Source organism: Marvinbryantia formatexigens DSM 14469 (assembly GCF_025148285.1).
Classification (GTDB): Bacteria; Bacillota; Clostridia; order Lachnospirales; family Lachnospiraceae; genus Marvinbryantia; species Marvinbryantia formatexigens.
Genome location: NZ_CP102268.1, coordinates 924,091 through 942,066, shown reverse-complemented (window position 1 = coordinate 942,066; position 17,976 = coordinate 924,091). Strand labels below are relative to the sequence as shown.

General features: G+C 51.9%; 17 protein-coding genes. 12 read left to right on the top strand and 5 right to left on the bottom strand.

All coding sequences use genetic code 11. The features are described from left to right. The first annotated feature begins 1 nt into the window (after position 1). The 3 genes from NQ534_RS04660 to pfkB all read left to right on the top strand — a co-directional run bounded on the left by NQ534_RS04660 (position 2) and on the right by pfkB (position 2,857). A complete protein-coding gene (locus tag NQ534_RS04660; protein ID WP_006860860.1) occupies positions 2-859 on the top strand; it encodes a DegV family protein in 858 nt (285 codons plus the stop codon). Positions 860-1,026: 167 nt separating this feature from the next. Further along, positions 1,027-1,881, top strand: a complete 855-nt coding sequence (locus tag NQ534_RS04655; protein WP_040782336.1) for a patatin-like phospholipase family protein — start codon at positions 1,027-1,029, stop codon at positions 1,879-1,881. Between the two features lie 46 nt (positions 1,882-1,927). Continuing rightward, positions 1,928-2,857 (top strand): 1-phosphofructokinase, encoded by a 930-nt coding sequence (pfkB, locus tag NQ534_RS04650; protein ID WP_006860862.1) that lies wholly within the window; start codon positions 1,928-1,930, stop codon positions 2,855-2,857. Between the two features lie 2 nt (positions 2,858-2,859). Here pfkB and NQ534_RS04645 read toward each other — a convergent pair whose 3' ends face one another. Both NQ534_RS04645 and NQ534_RS04640 read right to left on the bottom strand, forming a co-directional pair. Continuing rightward, on the bottom strand, positions 2,860-4,821 hold the full coding sequence (locus NQ534_RS04645) for an oleate hydratase (RefSeq protein ID WP_006860863.1): 1,962 nt from the start codon (positions 4,819-4,821) through the stop codon (positions 2,860-2,862). A gap of 258 nt (positions 4,822-5,079) precedes the next feature. Next, complete coding sequence (locus NQ534_RS04640) at positions 5,080-5,655, bottom strand: TetR/AcrR family transcriptional regulator (protein ID WP_040782241.1); 576 nt, start codon at positions 5,653-5,655, stop codon at positions 5,080-5,082. Positions 5,656-6,004: 349 nt separating this feature from the next. On the opposite strand from NQ534_RS04640, the gene NQ534_RS04635 reads away from it, so the two are divergent. Next, entirely contained in the window at positions 6,005-6,811 is an 807-nt protein-coding gene (locus NQ534_RS04635; RefSeq protein WP_006860865.1) for a DUF134 domain-containing protein, read from the top strand. 130 nt (positions 6,812-6,941) lie between these two features. Here the strand turns inward: NQ534_RS04635 and NQ534_RS04630 are convergent, their stop codons facing one another. Then, the gene (locus NQ534_RS04630) at positions 6,942-7,181 is read right to left on the bottom strand and encodes a hypothetical protein (protein WP_006860866.1); all 240 of its coding nucleotides are present in this window, start codon (positions 7,179-7,181) and stop codon (positions 6,942-6,944) included. 436 nt (positions 7,182-7,617) lie between these two features. Between NQ534_RS04630 and NQ534_RS04625 the strand changes: the two genes are divergently transcribed. The 4 genes from NQ534_RS04625 to NQ534_RS04610 all read left to right on the top strand — a co-directional run bounded on the left by NQ534_RS04625 (position 7,618) and on the right by NQ534_RS04610 (position 11,061). Beyond that, positions 7,618-8,118 carry an SEC-C metal-binding domain-containing protein gene (locus NQ534_RS04625; RefSeq protein WP_143115709.1) on the top strand — a complete coding sequence of 167 codons (501 nt, stop codon included), beginning with the start codon at positions 7,618-7,620 and terminating at the stop codon, positions 8,116-8,118. Next, entirely contained in the window at positions 8,103-8,885 is a 783-nt protein-coding gene (locus tag NQ534_RS04620) for a YdcF family protein (RefSeq protein WP_006860868.1), read from the top strand. Before NQ534_RS04625 ends, NQ534_RS04620 begins: the two co-directional genes overlap by 16 nt. Positions 8,886-8,954: 69 nt before the next feature. Next, positions 8,955-10,337 carry a TrkH family potassium uptake protein gene (locus NQ534_RS04615; RefSeq protein ID WP_006860869.1) on the top strand — a complete coding sequence of 461 codons (1,383 nt, stop codon included), beginning with the start codon at positions 8,955-8,957 and terminating at the stop codon, positions 10,335-10,337. Between the two features lie 76 nt (positions 10,338-10,413). After that, entirely contained in the window at positions 10,414-11,061 is a 648-nt protein-coding gene (locus NQ534_RS04610; protein WP_006860870.1) for a potassium channel family protein, read from the top strand. 221 nt (positions 11,062-11,282) lie between these two features. Here NQ534_RS04610 and NQ534_RS04605 read toward each other — a convergent pair whose 3' ends face one another. Further along, a complete protein-coding gene (locus tag NQ534_RS04605) occupies positions 11,283-12,581 on the bottom strand; it encodes a hypothetical protein (protein ID WP_040782245.1) in 1,299 nt (432 codons plus the stop codon). A gap of 237 nt (positions 12,582-12,818) precedes the next feature. On the opposite strand from NQ534_RS04605, the gene NQ534_RS04600 reads away from it, so the two are divergent. Together NQ534_RS04600 and NQ534_RS04595 are read left to right on the top strand one after the other, a co-directional pair. Next, entirely contained in the window at positions 12,819-13,100 is a 282-nt protein-coding gene (locus tag NQ534_RS04600; protein ID WP_050778281.1) for a nucleotidyltransferase family protein, read from the top strand. After that, positions 13,081-13,482: an HI0074 family nucleotidyltransferase substrate-binding subunit gene (locus NQ534_RS04595; RefSeq protein ID WP_006860874.1), complete on the top strand. Its 402-nt coding sequence runs from the start codon at positions 13,081-13,083 to the stop codon at positions 13,480-13,482. The genes NQ534_RS04600 and NQ534_RS04595 overlap by 20 nt, the downstream gene beginning before the upstream one ends. A 144-nt stretch (positions 13,483-13,626) precedes the next feature. Here the strand turns inward: NQ534_RS04595 and NQ534_RS04590 are convergent, their stop codons facing one another. Further along, positions 13,627-14,184 carry a TetR/AcrR family transcriptional regulator gene (locus NQ534_RS04590; protein WP_006860876.1) on the bottom strand — a complete coding sequence of 186 codons (558 nt, stop codon included), beginning with the start codon at positions 14,182-14,184 and terminating at the stop codon, positions 13,627-13,629. Positions 14,185-14,508: 324 nt separating this feature from the next. Between NQ534_RS04590 and NQ534_RS04585 the strand changes: the two genes are divergently transcribed. Beyond that, on the top strand, positions 14,509-16,521 hold the full coding sequence (locus NQ534_RS04585; RefSeq protein WP_006860878.1) for a type 2 periplasmic-binding domain-containing protein: 2,013 nt from the start codon (positions 14,509-14,511) through the stop codon (positions 16,519-16,521). 100 nt (positions 16,522-16,621) lie between these two features. Next, positions 16,622-17,962, top strand: coding sequence for a hypothetical protein (locus NQ534_RS04580; RefSeq protein ID WP_006860879.1), 1,341 nt, complete (start codon positions 16,622-16,624; stop codon positions 17,960-17,962). The last annotated feature ends 14 nt before the right edge of the window (positions 17,963-17,976 follow it).

Sequence of the window (17,976 nt, the reverse complement as noted above, 5' to 3'; positions counted from 1 at the left end):
GATGAATGTTGCGATTGTTACGGACAGTAACAGCGGCATCTTTGAGGAAGAGGGACAAAAGCTGGGTGTCCAGGTGGTGCCGATGCCGGTTGTGATAGACGGAAAGGTATACTATGAGGGCGCAGACCTGACGAGCGAGGAGTTTTACCAGTGTCTCCTGGAGCATCGGGAGGTTTCCAGCTCGCAGCCTTCGCCCGGTGATGTGACGGCGGTATGGGACCGGCTTTTGGATTCCGGGTATGACGAGATTGTGTATATCCCGATGTCCGGCGGACTGAGCGGTTCCTGCCAGATGGCAAGGATGCTTGCGGAGGATTACAAAGGAAAGGTGCAGGTGGCCGATAACCGCCGGATTTCTGTGACGCAGAGACAGTCTGTGCAGGATGCGCTTATGCTGCGGGAAAAAGGACATTCCGCCAGAGAGATAAAAGAAATTCTGGAGAAGTACGCATACGAATCCATCATCTATGTGGGTGTGGAGACGCTGGAATATCTGAAAAAGGGCGGGCGCGTCACACCTGCCGGAGCGGCGATGGGAACACTGCTGAATATTAAGCCGCTTCTTCTGATTAAAGGAGAGCGTCTGGACGCCTGCGCGAAGGTGCGGGGCACAAGAAACTGCCAGAAGCGCCTGCTTGCCGAAATGAAAAGGAGCGCGGAGGAATTGCGGAAAAAGGGAACCGGAATCTATATCGGAGCTGCCGGAAGCTTTGTCGGAGAGGAACAGCGCGAGTGGGTGAAAATGGTCCGTGAAAGCTTTCCGGGCGAGGAGGTCCGCTATGACCCGCTGACATGCAGCATCGGATGCCATGTGGGACCGGGCGCCTTCGGCATGGGAATCAGCCGGAAAACAGGATAGGCGGTCTGGGGCAAAATACGAGACCCCGAAAAACCGGTGATACGGAAAATAGATAATACGTCATGCTGACTACTTTATATTTTTGTGATATAATAACGGGCAGGATGACGTATTTTTTCGATTACGGGAAAGCAACACATTGATTGGAAGAAAGGATTGAGGATAACATGAAAACAGGAGTAATTGATGTTGGAGGCGGTCTGAGAGGCATTTATGCTGCCGGAGTTTTTGACTATTGCCTGGACGCCGGCGTCACATTTGATATTGGTATCGGTGTTTCGGCGGGAAGCGCTAATATTGCTGCTTATCTGGCAGGGCAGAAGGGGCGGAATTATCTGTTCTATACGGACTATTCGTTCCGGAAGGAGTATATGAGCTTTAAGAATTTTGTCCGCAAGAAGTCCTATATTGATATGGATTATCTGTATGGAACATTAAGCAATTCCACGGGAGAAAACCCGCTGGATTACCCGGCGATAGTGCGGAATTCTGCCCAAATGCTGGTGGTGGCGACGAATGCGCAGACGGGGGAGGCGGTCTATTTTCAGAAAGACGATTTAAAGCAGGATAATTACGATATATTTAAGGCGTCCTGCTCCATTCCGTTTGTATGCAGACCGTACGAAATAAACGGCGTGCCCTATTATGACGGGGCGCTGAGCGACCCGGTTCCGATAGAGAAGGCGTTTGCATGCGGCTGTGATAAGGTTGTGGTCATTCTGACAAAACCGGAGGCGTTTATCAGAAATCCCGCAAAGGATGAAAAAATTGCCAGGAGGATTCAGAAAAAATATCCGGCGTCCGCAGAGAATCTCCGGAAAAGGGCGGAAAACTATAACCGCCAGGTAGCGCTGGCGAAGCAGTACCGGGACCAGGGACGCGCCATCATTATTGCGCCGGATGATACCTGCGGGGTAGATACTCTGACAAGGGACCGCGAAGCATTGCAGCGTTTTTATAAGAAGGGTTATCAGGACGCGCAGGCGATACCGGAGTTCCTGAAGCAGGACGGCGGGAAATAAAAGCCGTTTTCGTCTTTGTATACAAAAAGCAAAAAGGAGCAGCGCAATGATTATTACAGTGACAATGAATCCTGCCGTTGACAAAACCGTGAGCGTCGGCACACTGGCGCGCGGCGGGCTGAACCGGGTGCGGCATGTGGAATATGACGCAGGCGGAAAGGGCATTAATGTTTCCAGAACTATCCGGGAGCTGGGAAGCAGCAGTATCGCGACGGGGTTCCTGGGCGGCAATAATGGCAGGGCGATAGCGGCTGCCCTGCTGGAAAAAGAAATGGAAACGGATTTTGTGTGGGTGGACGGCGAAACGCGGACAAACACCAAGATTTGTGAGGAAAACGGCGCTCTGACGGAGCTGAACGAGCCGGGACCGTTTGTCTCCGGCGAAAAGCAGCGCGAGCTGCTGCAGAAGCTGGAGCGCTATGCGAAAGAGGATACGCTTTTTGTGCTGTCGGGCAGCGTCCCTGCAGGCGTAAAGCCGGATATTTATGGAAATATTATCCGGATGGTGCATCAGAAGGGCGCCTCCGTGCTGCTGGATGCGGACGGGGAGCTGTTTAAAAATGCGCTGGCGGCAGGTCCCGACATGATGAAGCCGAACCGTATGGAGCTTGCGCAGTATGCGGGCAGGGATGACCGGATATCCGATGAGGAGCTTCTTAAGATTGCCGGAGCGGTACAGAAGCAGAATGCCGGGAAAATTGCGCTGTCAATGGGAGCGGACGGAGCGATGTTTTTCTTGGGGGATTACCGGGTAAAGTGTCCGGCGCTTCCGGTAAAGGTGCAGTCGACGGTGGGAGCCGGGGATGCAATGGCGGCGGCGCTCGCCTGTGCATGGAGCGCAAAATGTGATGTGGAGGAAACCGTGAGGCTCTGTATGGCGGCTTCCGCCGGGGCCGTAACAACGACCGGGACGAAGCCGCCTTCCAGAGAACTGGTAGAGAATCTGCTAAAGCAGGTTGTGATAGAAAAATTATAAGGTTACATATTATCTTTTAAAACGTTGTGGTCCCGCAGCAGCTTTTCAATGACCGTTCCTTTGATGACATGAAGGAGCGGTTTTTTCAGCGCGTTTAACGGTCCCGGAAGCTCGATTTCCAGCGGGGATTTGCCGTCCATCAGCTTTACGGTGGAGTCAAGCAGCTCGCGGATATCGTAGACGCTTCCCCAGACCTCCGGTACGCCGCGGTCGACGCCGAGCAGTCCGTATACCGCCTCCATAGCCGTGCGGACGGAGTATTCGGTGGTGAATACGGTGTCACGCGGCGTCTCGGCAAACTGTCCGAGAAAAGCGAAGTTTACGCAGCCGTCCGGGATAACGTCCGGGCGGTCGCCCTTTGTGCGCGGCATGAAGAATGCGGTAATGTACGGCATCATGGTCGGCACGCAGACGGCGCTGTGCTCGGCAAGCTCCGGAATTTCTGCGGTCGGAACGCCAAGATGATAGAGCCACTCTTCGGTAATTTCCTTACCGGTGCAGTCCTTCATCGGCTTCTTTACGTAATCGCCCGGCACATCGGTAAAGAGCCCGTAAACCCATACGCACACCTTATCCGCATCCTGCTCTTTAAACTGTCCCTGACGGTTGATGGTCCAGCTCATCAGCCAGGAGGAATCCTGACAGCTTACGATGCCGCCGGTAACAACCTTTCCGCTCTTCGGGTCGCGTTTGCAGATTTTTGTGATGTACGGAAGAATCTTATCGTCCAGCGTGGTAACAGTGGCGGATTCCCAGTTGGTTTTGGATACATCGGAGCAGAATTTTTCTGGATGACCAAAAGCAGCGTCCTGCTTTGCAATGTTTTTCCAGAGATTCCAGCAGCCGCTCGTGCGCACTTCCGCGTCACCGTTCGGGGCATGGTGATGGTCGCCGTAGATGGTGCCCTCGGTGCAGCTTCCGTTTGTCACGAATACCAGATCGTTTCTTGTCAGAAGAATGCCCTTTTCCACGCCGTTTACCTTGCATTCAATCGCGGTGGCAACCTTTTCGCTGCCCTTGATCTCGAAGATGACATTGGTGACTTCGGTGTTGAACTGGAAGTCGACGCCCGCCGCCTCCAGGTATTTCTGCATCGGCAGAATCAGGGATTCGTACTGGTTGTATCTGGTGAATTTCAGTGCGCTGAAATCCGGAAGTCCGCCGATGTGGTGGATAAACCGCTGGAAATAGAGCTTCATTTCCAGAGCGCTGTGCCAGTTTTCAAAGGCAAACATGGTCCGCCAGTACAGCCAGAAGGTGGAATTGAACACTTCGTCGTCAAATACATCCTCGATCGTCTTGTCATACAAATCCTCGTCTTTTGTCAGAAACAGCTTCATGATTTCCATGCAGCCTTTCTGGCTGAGGTTGAATTTTCCGTCGGTGTGCGCGTCTTTTCCGCGGTTGACGGTTGCGCGGCAGAGGGAGTAATTCGGGTCGTGCTTGTTCAGCCAGTAGTATTCGTCCAGAACGGAAGCATCCGGAACTTCCAGGGACGGGATGCTGCGGAACAAATCCCAGAGGCACTCAAAATGGTTCTCCATCTCGCGTCCTCCGCGCATAACGTAGCCGCGGGACGGGTCGAAAATACCGTCGCAGGCGCCGCCGGCAATGTCCATTGCTTCCAGTATGTGGATGTGGGAGCCGGGCATCTGGCCGTCACGCACCAGGAAGCAGGCGGCTGCCAGGGAGGCAAGACCGCTGCCTACCAGATAAGCATGCTTTTCATCCACGCCCTCCGGCTTTTCCGGGCGGGCAAATGCCTCGTAGTTTCCGTTAGTGTAGTATATTCCTTTGCTGTTTTTCGCATCTTTTCCGCGCTCGGTATTGCGGTAATTGTTTACCGGCTTCTGCGCGGTTTCTGTTTTTTCTTCGGTTTTCGCTTTCTTTGCAAGATAGGCGGCAGCGCCTGCGCCCGCCGCTAAAAGGGCTGCTTTGCCCAGCGATGATTTTTTCTTTGCCATAAATGATTCCACCTTTCCTGGATGATATGAGCCGGAAGGCAAATGAATGAGAAAACATGGGACAGGGGTTCATTTGCCGGCGGCTCATTACACAAATGCTTTGTGTCTGTGTTCATGAAACATTGTATCTGTAATTTCCGGGGCGGACAATTTACAAAACGGGGCATTTGATAAAATTTTTGTCAGATGCCCCGCATTGTGCAACTTATTCCCGCGAGTGATGAGCCGGGTGCCGTGTCTGCTCTTCAGAATGTGGTGTCAGCCGGAAAGTCCGGTATCCGGCTGCGAATAGTTACGAATAGAATTTGTGATATTTCCATGTATCGTGGTTGTGATGTTTTCTGCAATGGCCGGGTAATCCTCCTTCATGCCATTTTTAATCCAGTCGAGCATGACGCCGATAAAGCTGTATGCGTAAAAGCTGGCGATAAAGGTTTTCTGTTTTTCCGTGATGGAAGCACCCGCGGACTTTTCTTCCACGACTCCGGCAATCAGCGGACAGGTAAGCTGAAAAAGGTAGCTTTCAATCCGATCGCGGCTGATGCTGCGGAAGACATTCAGAATGAAGGGTTTATTTTCGTAGACGGCTTCAAAAATCTGCAGAAGCCCCTCCTGCCAGGTATCATATGTTTTTTTGCCCTGTAATGCTTTTGTGGCATCCTCCAGGCATACCCACTCCACAAGGTCGTAGATGTCTTTAAAATGATAATAAAAAGTCATGCGGCTGATGCCGCAGTCGCTGGTAAGGTCACTGATTGTTATTTTATCCAGAGGCTTTCTCAGAAGGAGACGCTTCAGGGAATCCTCCAGTGCCTGCTTGGTCAGATTAGACATATTGTTTTCCTCCATATGTAATGCCGGTGCGCGGCGGATGTCTGCTCCGGTCGTCCATCCGTTTGGCACTATGTGTCATGCAGACGGAGACTGTGCGGCGCACCGCAGCGTGTGATATTTGCGGAACTGGATTTCCCTCTATCATATCACAGAAAATATTTTACAACAGGGGTTCTTTTGTGAAATGTTTATAAAGAAATAGCGGCTGGCGTGAACAGCAGCGCTGGGTTCCGTTACGCCGGCCGCAGATATTTGTGTTGCCGGACGTAGACATTTACATCTTGCATCTTATCTGTAGATGTGTTAGAATATTTCCGACATATGACGGAAATAGAGACGGAGGGAACGTATGGCAAGACCGAGCAAATGCCGGAGAATCTGTTCAGAACCGGCTTACGACAGTTTTGCGCCGGGTGGTTTCTGCTGCGGCGAAAAGGTGATTCTGACGGTGGATGAGTATGAAGTCATCCGGCTGGTGGACCTGGAAAAATTTACACACGGGCAGTGCGCCGCACAGATGGGCATTTCCCGCACCACGGTGACGGAGATTTATGAATCCGCCAGGGAAAAGCTTGCCGACAGCATTGTAAATGGAAAGAAACTGCTGATCGGCGGCGGTCATTACCGGCTCTGCGATGGCTCCGCCGCCTGTTTCTGTCAGAAAAATTGCAGAAAAGCAAATGGTATTGCCGTGCAGACGGCGGTGCCGGAGAAAGGAGAAGGAAATATGAGAATTGCAGTTACGTATGAGGATGGAAAGGTTTTCCAGCATTTTGGACACACAGAAATGTTTAAGCTCTATGATATAGAGGACGGGAAAATTGTAAAAGAACAGGTTGTGGATACCAATGGACAGGGGCACGGCGCGCTGGCAGGATTTCTGATGGAGGCGCAGGTGGACACGCTGATCTGCGGCGGCATCGGAGGCGGAGCGCAGGCGGCGCTGGCAGAAGCGGGAATCCGGCTTCTTGGCGGCGTATCCGGCAGCGCGGACGATGCGGTGAACGCATATCTTGCGGGAAATCTTGCCTATAATCCCAATGTGCGCTGCAGCCATCACGGACATGGAGAAGAAAACGGACACGGGCATTCCTGCGGGGAGCATCACTGCGGGGAAAATAAGCACGGATGCTCCGGCAGCGAAAGCCGCTGTTAAAGTAAGGTGTCGCCGGACAGGACGGCGAAGAGCCGTTAAGTTTACAGAAAGCGCTGACGGCTCGCACGATGATAAAAGCTACTGTCAAGCTGTGCAGAGCCGCAAGCCCGGTGTGGAAAGGATGCTGCGTTTAGTCCAGATAATTTCCTACCGGGCTGGAATTGTACTGCTTGATTACCTTCAGCATGATAGAGCCGTCCGGCTGGTCGGTCTCCTCCAGAATCTTATATTGTGTATGGTTGCGCTCCAGCGTCCGTTTGTACTGTTCCACCTCCTGTTTCACAAGCGATACCGCATAATCGTGTCCGATATCCTCTTTCAGCATAAAATGAAGTGTCTGGCAGATACATGCCGCTTTAATTCGTTTCATGATAATTCCCTCCAATTCTAAAATAAACGTAGAACACAACCGGATTTGTGCGATTGTGCCATATGTTGTAAGAATATTTTATCAAATTTGCTAAATTATTTCAAAAGTCATTTTACACAAACTTTTGCGTATACAAAATGAACATAATTACTAATCCGGGATGTTTGGAAGATACGCACTTTTTCAGAGAGCTTCAAAAATACCCGGCACTTTTATGAGATTATGTGAACTCATAAAAGTGCCGGGTTTATAAAGGGGAGGATAAGTATTAAAAATTTATCTTTGGTATGTTCCTAGTATGGACGGATTTTGTTTTTCTATACAGCTTTGCGTAAAAATATTTGAAAAATAATCAGAAGTGGTATATACTGTACTCATTGACGGGCGAACGCCCGCAAAGTTTTATATTTACACAGAATAAAGGATGGATTTTAAGATGGGTTTATTACAGGAATGGAGAGACATTGCGTATTCTCAGGAAACAGACAGAAAGCAGCTTCAGAAATTCTGGACGGATTATTTTCTGGTTGAGAAGGGAATCTACGAGCAGCTGCTCGCGAATCCGGATGTTGAGGTTAAGGGCACGGTAAAGGAGCTGGCACAGAAATACGATGTTCCGGTGCTGACGATGGCAGGTTTTCTGGATGGCATCGACGACAGTCTGAAGGTGAAGAATCCGATCGAGGAGATGGATGAAGACACCGTGGTAAGTCTCGCTTTTGATAAAGAAAGTCTGTATAAAAACATGGTAGACGCAAAGGCGGACTGGCTGTACGGACTTCCGGCGTGGAAGGAAATTTTCACGGAGGAGAAATTAAAGGAGCTTTATAAAGAAGCAAAACGCGCAAACACGATCGTTAAGGGACCGAAGATTGGCAGAAACGACCCGTGTCCGTGCGGAAGCGGGAAGAAATATAAAAAATGCTGCGGAAGATAATCATGTACGATGTACTGATTGGCGTTGGCGCTTTGTGTGCTCTGTATCTGCTCGTTCTGCTGGCTATGGGCGTGGATTTTGCAATTATCTGGCTACCGATCAGCGCAGTATTTTTTGCTCTGGGCGGATATGGACGGTACTGCCTGCATCATCCTGGGGGCTTTCGGCTGCCCGCGCCGCTGCTTGCGGCTGCCGGAGCAGTGCTGGCGCTTGCACTGGCGGTCTTTCTGGTTGTGGAAGGGCTGATTTTAAAGGAAATGCTGACAAAGCCGCAGGCAGATATGGATGTGCTGATCGTGCTCGGCGCGCAGGTGAAGGGCGAGCAGCCCAGCCGCGCGCTGCTTCGCCGTCTGGAGGCGGCGGAGCGCTATCTGAAGGAAAATCCGGACACCGTGGCGGTGCTCTCCGGCGGAAAGGGCGACGGGGAGGATATCACGGAGGCGGAGTGTATGTACCGCTATTTTACCGGACAGGGCATTGATGCGTCGCGTCTGATTCTGGAGGACAGTTCTACCAGCACTGCGGAAAATCTGACGTTCAGCGCCGGAAAAATTGCGGAATATTTTGGAGAGGATGGCGGAATGTCCCGGAAAACGGGGCTTCTTTCCAATAATTTCCATGTATACCGTGCGCGGCTGCTGGCGGAAAAAATGGGCTATACAGATGTGCATTCTGTTCCGGCTGCGTCGGACTGGCGTCTGCAGATACATTATCTTGTGCGGGAATTTTTTGCACTGTGCAAGGAAAAGGCGATGGGAAAAATCTGACGATACCTGCGAGGCAGGAATGATTTTCGGATACCGGGAAATGATACATGGTATGACAGGAGTATACACATGAAATGGGATGACCATCTGATGCAGAAGCTGCGGGACAGGAAAAACCTGCGAAAGAGCTTCTCTACATCACGTATTATTATTCTTGGCTTTCTGCTCGTGATTCTGATTGGGAGCCTTTTGCTGATGCTTCCGTTTTCCACCAGGGAAGCGGGCGGCGCGTCTTTCTGGGATGCGCTTTTTACCGCCACCTCTGCTGTCTGCGTGACGGGACTGGTTGTGCAGGATACGGCGACCTACTGGTCACAATTCGGACAGCTTATCATTCTGCTGCTGATTCAGATTGGCGGAATGGGCGTTGTCACCATATCGGTGGCGTTTGCCGTAATTTCCGGACGCAGAATCGGACTTCTGCAGCGGAGCACCATGCAGGAGGCGATTTCGGCGCCGCACATTGGCGGCATCGTCCGGATGACGTCGTTTATCCTGAAAGTAACCTTTCTGGCGGAGACCGTGGGGGCGCTGCTTCTGGCGCCGGTGTTCTGCCGGGATTTCGGTTTTGCAAAGGGCGTCTGGTATGCGGTGTTTCATTCCGTGTCGGCATTCTGCAATGCGGGTTTCGACCTGATGGGCGTGCGCGAGCCGTTTTCTTCGCTGACAGACTACCGGACGGACCCGCTGGTCAATCTCGTTATCATGGGACTGATTATTCTGGGCGGCATCGGCTTTCTCATCTGGGAGGATGTGCGGACAAACCGGCTGCATTTCCGGAAATACCGGATGCAGACGAAAACGGTGCTGGCTGTGACGGCGGCATTGATTCTTCTGTCGGCGCTTTATTACTTTTTTGTTGAGTTTTCGGCGCCGCAGTGGAGCAATCTCTCCGCGTCGGAGCGGTTCTGGGGCGCGCTTTTCCAGGCGGTGACGCCGCGTACCGCCGGATATAATACGCTGGATCTTACGAAGCTGAGCGGGGCGGGGCTGACCATCATGATTTTTCTGATGCTTGTCGGCGGTTCCCCCGGCTCCACGGCGGGCGGTATGAAAACGACGACGGTCGCGGTGCTGATTGGCACGGCGTTTTCGGTATTCCGCAGAAAAGAAGATATCTGTTTTTTCAAACGACGGATAGCGGATGCGGCGGTGCGCAATGCGGTTGCGATTCTGATGCTGTATATGAGCCTGTTTGTGACGGCGGCGCTTCTTATCAGCGGAATCGAGAATCTGCCGATGTCGGTGTGTCTGTTTGAGACGGCGTCGGCGGTGGGCACGGTCGGGCTGACGCTTGGCATTACGCCGACGCTGGGGTTTGTCTCCCGGCTGATATTGATTTTTCTGATGTTTCTGGGAAGAGTTGGCGGGCTGACGCTGATTTACGCCGCGCTGTCCGGAACGCGCAGCGATATTTCAAGGGCGCCGCTGGACCGCATGACGGTTGGCTGATACAGAATGGATGGCGCAGCTGACAGGAACGCTGGCGGTGGCGGAAGCATGACGTTTGGCTGAAAAGGAGTAACGTATGAAGCAGATTTTACTGATTGGACTGGGAAGATTCGGCACGCATGTCGCAAAAAAGTTAAGTGAACTGGACCATCAGGTGATGGCGGTGGATATCCGGGAGGAGCGCGTCAATGAAGTGCTGCCGGATGTGACAAACGCGCTTATCGGGGACAGCACCAGTGAAGAGTTTTTATCTTCTCTGGGCGTGCGCAATTTTGACGTATGCATTGTGGCAATCGGCGATAATTTTCAGAGCTCGCTGGAAACGACCTCTCTTCTGAAGGAGCTTGGCGCCAACATGGTGGTGGCGCGTGCCTCCAGCGATGTGCATGAGAAGTTTCTGCTGCGCAACGGAGCGGACGAGACGGTATATCCGGAGCGGCAGTTTGCGCGCTGGACGGCTATGCGCTACAGTGCCGACCATATTTTTGACTACATCGACCTTGGAAAGGATTACGCGATCTTCGAGGTGGCGGTTCCTTCCGCCTGGGTCGGAAGGACTATCGCGGAGGCGGATGTGCGCCGCAAACATCACATAAATATCATGGCGCTCAGACGGGACGGGCAGCTCGACATGACGATTTCGCCGGATACGCTGCTGCTCAAGGACGATACGCTGCTGGTGCTTGGCAGCAACCGCGATATTCAGAAGTGCTTTCATTTCTGAAAATGCAATCCCAAAAGCACCATTTAAAACTGCATGGAAACTGTAGCTGGAATGCGATAAAAAATGCTCTGCGGATTTTTCCGCAGAGCATAAATTTTGATGCCAGGGCGCTGGAGGTCCGGTGGACATCCGTTTAGCGCGGACCGGAGCGAAGCGGAGATGTGGAAGTGCGAAACGCGGAGCAATCCGTAAGTATCATAGTTGAGGGATTCGCCCCGGCTTTATTCATCCAGTGTTTTTGGCTCGTGGCTCACTTCAATGGAAGTAACGGTATTTTCCTCTTCGTTTATTACAATCTGTACGCATTCGCGGCTGATGCTCTCGCCGACGATATTATAATAGGTAAAGGAACCGCTGGTTTCTGTTTCGTAGCTGATGCCCTCCAGAAGCGCGAGCGCTTCGTCGCCGGACATGCCGGATGTGATGCCGGTGGGAATGGTAATCGGCAGATTTGCATCATAGACGCCTGCCTCGACCGTGGTGACAAAGCAGTTGCGCAGGGTAGCGGCATTTTTGCTGTAGTTGCGCACGGTCGTGTGGTATTCCTGGTTATCCTTCATCATATAGACCCAGCCGAAATCGCCACCGGCGATGATGTTGTCAGAATCCTCTTCTTTAATGGTCCAGCCGTTTTCTTCAAACACCGATACCGGAGCCGGGAGCTGGTAGAGAGCGCCTGCATAATCGACAGTGAAGGAGAGCGGGTCGTCGCCAAGCTCGGTGGGAGCGGTGTATGCGAGCACTTCCTCGGTCGGTTCATCGCTGACCTCGGCTGCCGCCGCCTCGTTGGCTGTCGCTGTCGCCTCGTCGGCAATCATATTTTCCAGCTCGACCTCGTAGAGCACGCCTGTTTCTTTTTCAATGTAAAGGGACCATTCCTGGTAATAGTCGTAGCGGTAGCTAAGCTTGGTATAAAGCTCTCCGTCGTAGGTATCGCTCGGCTCGCCGTAAGCGGCTTTGACATCCTCCAGCGTGGAAACGCCGTAGGTGATGCCGCCCGGAAGCTCGATGACGGTATCCGGCGCGTCGGAAAACTGCCAGTTGTCAATGGAGATTCCGGCGATGGTGCACTCGGAGAATGCCTGTGTATTCAGACCGAAGTTGACAATCTGTGTGTAGACCTCCAGATTTCCTTTTTTAAAGGTTTCCGCGACGGAATAGGAATTCGGGGACAGCTCGGCGGAAGCGTCGGACTGGTATTCCCATCCGTGTGCGGTAAAATCAGCCCAGGACATCGGGAACTGGTAAAGCTCTCCGTCGATTTTAATCTGGAAGCTGTAAATATCATCTGATAAAGTGGTGTCTGCGTCTCCGCCGTCTGTGGCGTCTGCACTTCCGGATTCTGCGTCGTCTGCAGCATCTGCGTCATCCGCGCTTCCGGATTCCTCAGAATCCGCCTCCGCCCCGCTGACAGCCTCTGTTTCACTGATACCTTCTGTTTCTTCTGCCGCCGCGGCAAAGCCCGCTGTGCTGACAGCCATACTGCACACAAGAAGATACGTTAAAAATTTTCTGCGCATAAAAGTCCTCCCTAAGTAAGTAATTTTTTCTGAAACGGCGGGCAGGGAAACGTATAGCTTCATTCCGGCTGCGCCGTATCGTGTCCAGTATAACATATTTTAGGATTGTAAAAAAGAAAAAAATTGAGTATAGTTAAAAGAGAAAAAGAAGTTGAAACGGAGCTTTCTGCGGTTAAGAGAGTCGCCGGAAGTTCCGGGAGAGCAGATGGGAGCCGAAGAAAACGGGAGGAGATTGCGATGAATGTAATGCCGGTGTCAGAACTGATTGACAGGGTGGCGGAAATCTGTAAAAGAAACGGCGTAAAGCGTCTGGATTTATTCGGCTCGTTTTCAACGGGGACAGCGTTGCCGACAAGTGATATTGATTTTGTTGTGTATGGATGTAAAGATATATTAAGACTGGAGGAGGAGCTGGAGGAAATAGATACGCTGAGGAAAATAGATATTTTTGATTATGACAGCATTCACAATGAATTTCTTCTGGAGGATATTAAAAAATATGGAAAACAGATTTACTAACAGATATCATACTTTTTGTAAAAGCTTAAAAAATCTGGAAAAAAGCCGGTGGGCGAATCCGGAAGAGGACTTTGTACTGGAGGGAACTGCGTGGAATTTTAATCTGACATTTGACATTTCCTGGAAGGTAATGAAGGAGATTCTGGTAAAACAACTGGGAATCCTTGATTTTGCTGCCGGTTCGCCGCGGGAGACGCTGCGGCAGGCCTTTGCAAACGGACTGATTGACGATGACCGGTGGATGCAGATGCTGAAAACCAGAAACCTGCTGGCGCACGATTATGACGGAACGCTTGCGGCGGAAAAATTCCAGGAGATCGTAAAGGAATATTATCCTTTATTTGAAAAATTCCGGGAGAGAGCGGGTGCGTATTATCATTGAGCAACCGCCGCATCTTGCGTGCGGGTATCATGCACGACGGCGGGCACCCGGCAAAGCTGCCGAAACGCGCCGCCGCATCTTGCGTGCGGATATCGTGCACGACGGCGTGCACCCGGCAAAGCTGCCGAAACGCGCCGCCGCATCTTATGCGTGGATATAATGCTCCAGCACGGCGTTTCCGGCTTCGGTCATGAAGTGCGCGACCGTTTCGGGCGGCTCTTTCATGCCGCTCTGGAACCAGTAGCTCATCAGTCCGCTGCAGCCCTGGCTGATAAAGTGATAGAGCAGATTCAGGGTTTCGGCATCCAGCTGCGGGCAGTTTCTTGCGAGAAGCGGAAGGGCTTCCCGCTGACAGGAAAGAAATAATTCGGTGGGGAAAGCAGCTCCTCTGGCAGTCAGCAGAGGAAGGCAGCTTTCCCCGCTTTTTTTCAGAAAATCCAGTATATGCAGATAAAACACTTCTATATTCTTGAAATTGTCTGACCGCAGGGCAGAACGCAGCTTTTCTGCAAAATCAGCTTCAAGCTGTGCCTGCAGGTCGAAACAATCCTGGTAATGGCGGTAAAAGGTGGCGCGGTTGATTTCGCTGCGTTCGCAGATTTCCTTTACGGTGATGCGGTTCAGGGGCTTCTCTCTGAGCAGGGAGAGGAAGCTCTCGCGGATAATCTTCTTCGTATAGCGTGTGCGTGCGTCTGTCTTCATAATACGGTTCCTTTCAGGGCGGGGCGGCTGCCCCGGCGTTATCGTTGAAATAAGCTTCCATTGATTTTTCCGTGCTCTGCACGTTCAAAATCGATGAAAAGCATTCGGATTGCTTTTGCTTCATTATAATAGATGTCGAAAAAATAAGCAACAGAATGTAAAAACCTGATACTATTGACGGTGGTATGGGAGGGTACAGACGGGTATTTTGTGCTAATTCTAATTAAAATTATTCTAAAGAAAAAAGATTCCCGGCATTATAATAGTAATACGAAACATCAGTAATTCAGAAAGGAAAACTTAAATAAGAACAGGAGGAACTCTATGAAAAGGAAAAGAGCAGGCAGAATTCTTTTTTGCGCTGCGCTTGCGGCGCTTGTGCCGTCGCTGACAGCCGGTGCAAAGAATGATGAAAACACATTCACCTTCTGGCTGGCGAACGGGGAAAAGGATGAATTCTACATGGATTATGCAGAAAATCCGATCATCCAGTATCTGATGGCGCAGGAATGGGGAGAAGGGGATAATGCGGCGACGCTGACGCTGGAATTTGACGCGGCGTCATCCACGAATCCGGCGGATTCCTTTACCACACTCATTTACGGGGGTGATTTCCAGGACGTTATGGACCTCAACTACTCGCAGAGCTCCGTCACACAGCTTTACGACGAAGGAATTGCGATGGATTTAACGGAGCTTGCAGAGGAATATATGCCGAATTACATGGCTCTGATCCGGTCCGACCCGGCGCTTTACCGGGAAGCAGTATCGATTGTGGACGGCGAGCAGAAAATACTGAAGATTCTGTGCATTAACGATATGGGGCAGGACCAGTATCAGGGATTGATGTACCGCAGAGACTGGCTGGTGCGCTTCGGGGAAATGCCGGAATACGTATGGGCGGTCAACGCGGACGAGATTCTGGAAATGGACTGGGAAGAACGCCAGGGGGCGGCGCCGGAGATTACCAATTATTATGAGGCGCGGGAAGCTTATGGAACCGATGAAAGTGCCTGGACGGCAGGCGGCTGGCAGAAAAATCCTCTTTACACGGCGGATTCCGAAGACAGCTGGGAGGTAGGCGTCGGCGGTACGCGCGGAAACGGAATTACATGCAGCTACGGCGATGATTCCATGAACACCTACACCGACAATCTTGTATTCCCCAGCGGCACACAGGACCCGGTATTTCTTTCCGACTGGGAATGGATGCTGCAGACCTATGAAGAAAAAGTATGGAACAATCCGGATTACACGGATGACAGCGGAGCGATGCTGAGCAGCGACAATACCTATATGATGAGTCTTTACTACTGGGGAACGTCGACAAGAGGAGATTTCTCAAGTGCATTCGGCGGCGGCGCACCGACCATTTACTACGATGCGGACAGCGGAAAGATTGTATCGGGGCTGACCTCGGAGAGTACCAGACTTTATCTGCAGTATATGAACGAATGGTATCAGAAAGGCTGGATCGACCGGGACTTCACGACCAGAACATCGGATATCTTCTATAAGATAGACGCGGCGGGACAGCTTTCGGGAGCGGTTCCGGTGTATCTGGGACATAAGACCTCGCAGCTCGGCAGCGTGCTGGACAACGGTTCGATCGCTCTGACAAAAGGTATCATGGTAGTGGGAGCTCCGCTTCCGATCAACGATGTGATTGGCGAGAATGAATACCGCTTTAAAGAGCCGGATACGATTTACATGATGGGCAGAGTGGCGGGAAGCAGCATGATTACGACGGCGGCGGAGGATAAAAACCTTCCGGCCCTGCTGAGCCTCATCGACTATCTCTATACCGAAGAGGGCGGAGTGCTGGCAAGCTTCGGATTCAGCAAAGAGCAGTACGAGGAAACGCAGGATGCTTTCTATACGGAATACGGACTGACAGAGGGCGCATACGTGAAGGAGGACAATGCCGAGACCGGAAAAACCTACCGGTGGGCGGATAATAATCCGGAGAGCCAGGATCTCAACGGCGCGGCAAGACTGAATCGCCTCTCACTGGGCTATCACTACATGGGCGTAATGGACCACGGCTATTCGGCGATAGAACAGCAGGCAATCGACAACTGGAACCGTTATCCGAACACCGGTGACATCCTGACAGATATCGCCGGAAAGATAGAAGCGGACGATACCTATAATACCGCTTATGCCAAGATGACAGAAGCGATGCAGAGCCGTCTGGCTTCCCCAATCAAGGCTCCGGATGAGACGACCTTCGGCTACGCCTGGGAGGACTGGGTAAACGCGATTGGCGATGCGGGCGACATTCTGCAGGAATATGCGCAGGCGGCATACGATCTGTACAGCGCAGCCGCAGAGTAAGAGAATTTTAGGTTACTGTGAACGGCGTGAACAGTAACAATTTCAGCAGACAATGCGGTTTTGAAATACTGGTGTATTTTTTGAAGGGAGGAAAAGATATATGAAAAGAAAATGGTTACTGAAAACGGTCCTTACCGCGGCGCTTAGCGCGGGCCTGGCGGCGACAGCCGTTACCGGAATGGCGGCGGAAGAGGCAACGACCGAAGTGGCAGCCGAAGCGGAGACGGAAGCGGCTGACGCGGCGGAAAGCGGAGAAGAGGATACGGAGCTTCCGACAGAGGGGTATTACGAAGGAAGATATTCCGGTGCATCGGGCGGAACTACGTTCGAGCAGGACTGCTTCATAAGCTTCCACGAAAAAGGAGAGATTATCGAAGACAAGCAGACCTTTTACTTCCAGGCGATGTCCGGCAGCGGCGAACAGTGGATTGCTGTAATCGACCCGCTCCTGGGTGTCTATGAGGTACTGGACGAGGAGATTACGATGAACACCGCACCTTTGGCAGAGCAGCGCGGCGAAGAAAACTGGGAAGAGATGACGGCGGATAAGACGATTGTGTTCTATTCGCTGGACGGAGAGACAGAGTATTTCCGCAGCGGCTGGGATACCGAAGAAAACAAGATTCTGGGTATTCCGACGGAAAATGAAATCGGCGCAACCTCATGGTATACCAACTACTGCTTCCTGCATCTGGACGAAGAATCGCAGGAGCGCGGCGTAGAGCTTTATACCTTCTACTACCGGCTGGAGGATGGCAGAAATGCTTCCATCACCATCTATCATGACGGAACCTACCTGGACAACATGCTGACCGGTACGGGTGAAGTTACGGGTACCTGGGAGCTGGACGGCGACACCTACATACTGACGGCGGGCGAAGGCGCTACAGGCGGAACCCTGGTAATCGACAAGGACGATGCGACAAAAGCAGTGTTTACGCCGGAGGGCGGCAGTGCAATGGAGCTGGGACCGCGCGTGAGAAATGAAGTGTACGTATTTGCGGATGAGACCGGTGAAAATGTCGTGATTCTGTATGACGATATGAGCTGCTCCATCGTAATCAGCGGCGCGCAGTGCGAAGGTACCTGGGAGAAGAACGCGGATGGTACGCCGAGGTCCGTTACCATTGCGGATATGAACGAGACTGCGTACATCACAGGCAGCGGCGAGAGCTTTGAAGTAACGTTGGACGGCGTGCTGATGTCCACGGACAACGAGGCTTCTGCAAGCGCTCTGGCAAAGGCAGATTCTGAAGGCGAGAATGAAGAAGGCGCAGAAGAGGGCGATACAGGCAGAAAACCGAGCACGGGCGTTACCGTAGCGGCGAGCGGTTCTACCTCCTATGTATATTATGGAAAGATTGCGGGCTATTTTGAGGCAATTATCGAGCTTCTGCCCGGCGGAACAGCAACCTTCAAGTGCGATATGCACGGACATTAGGAGAACGCATACTT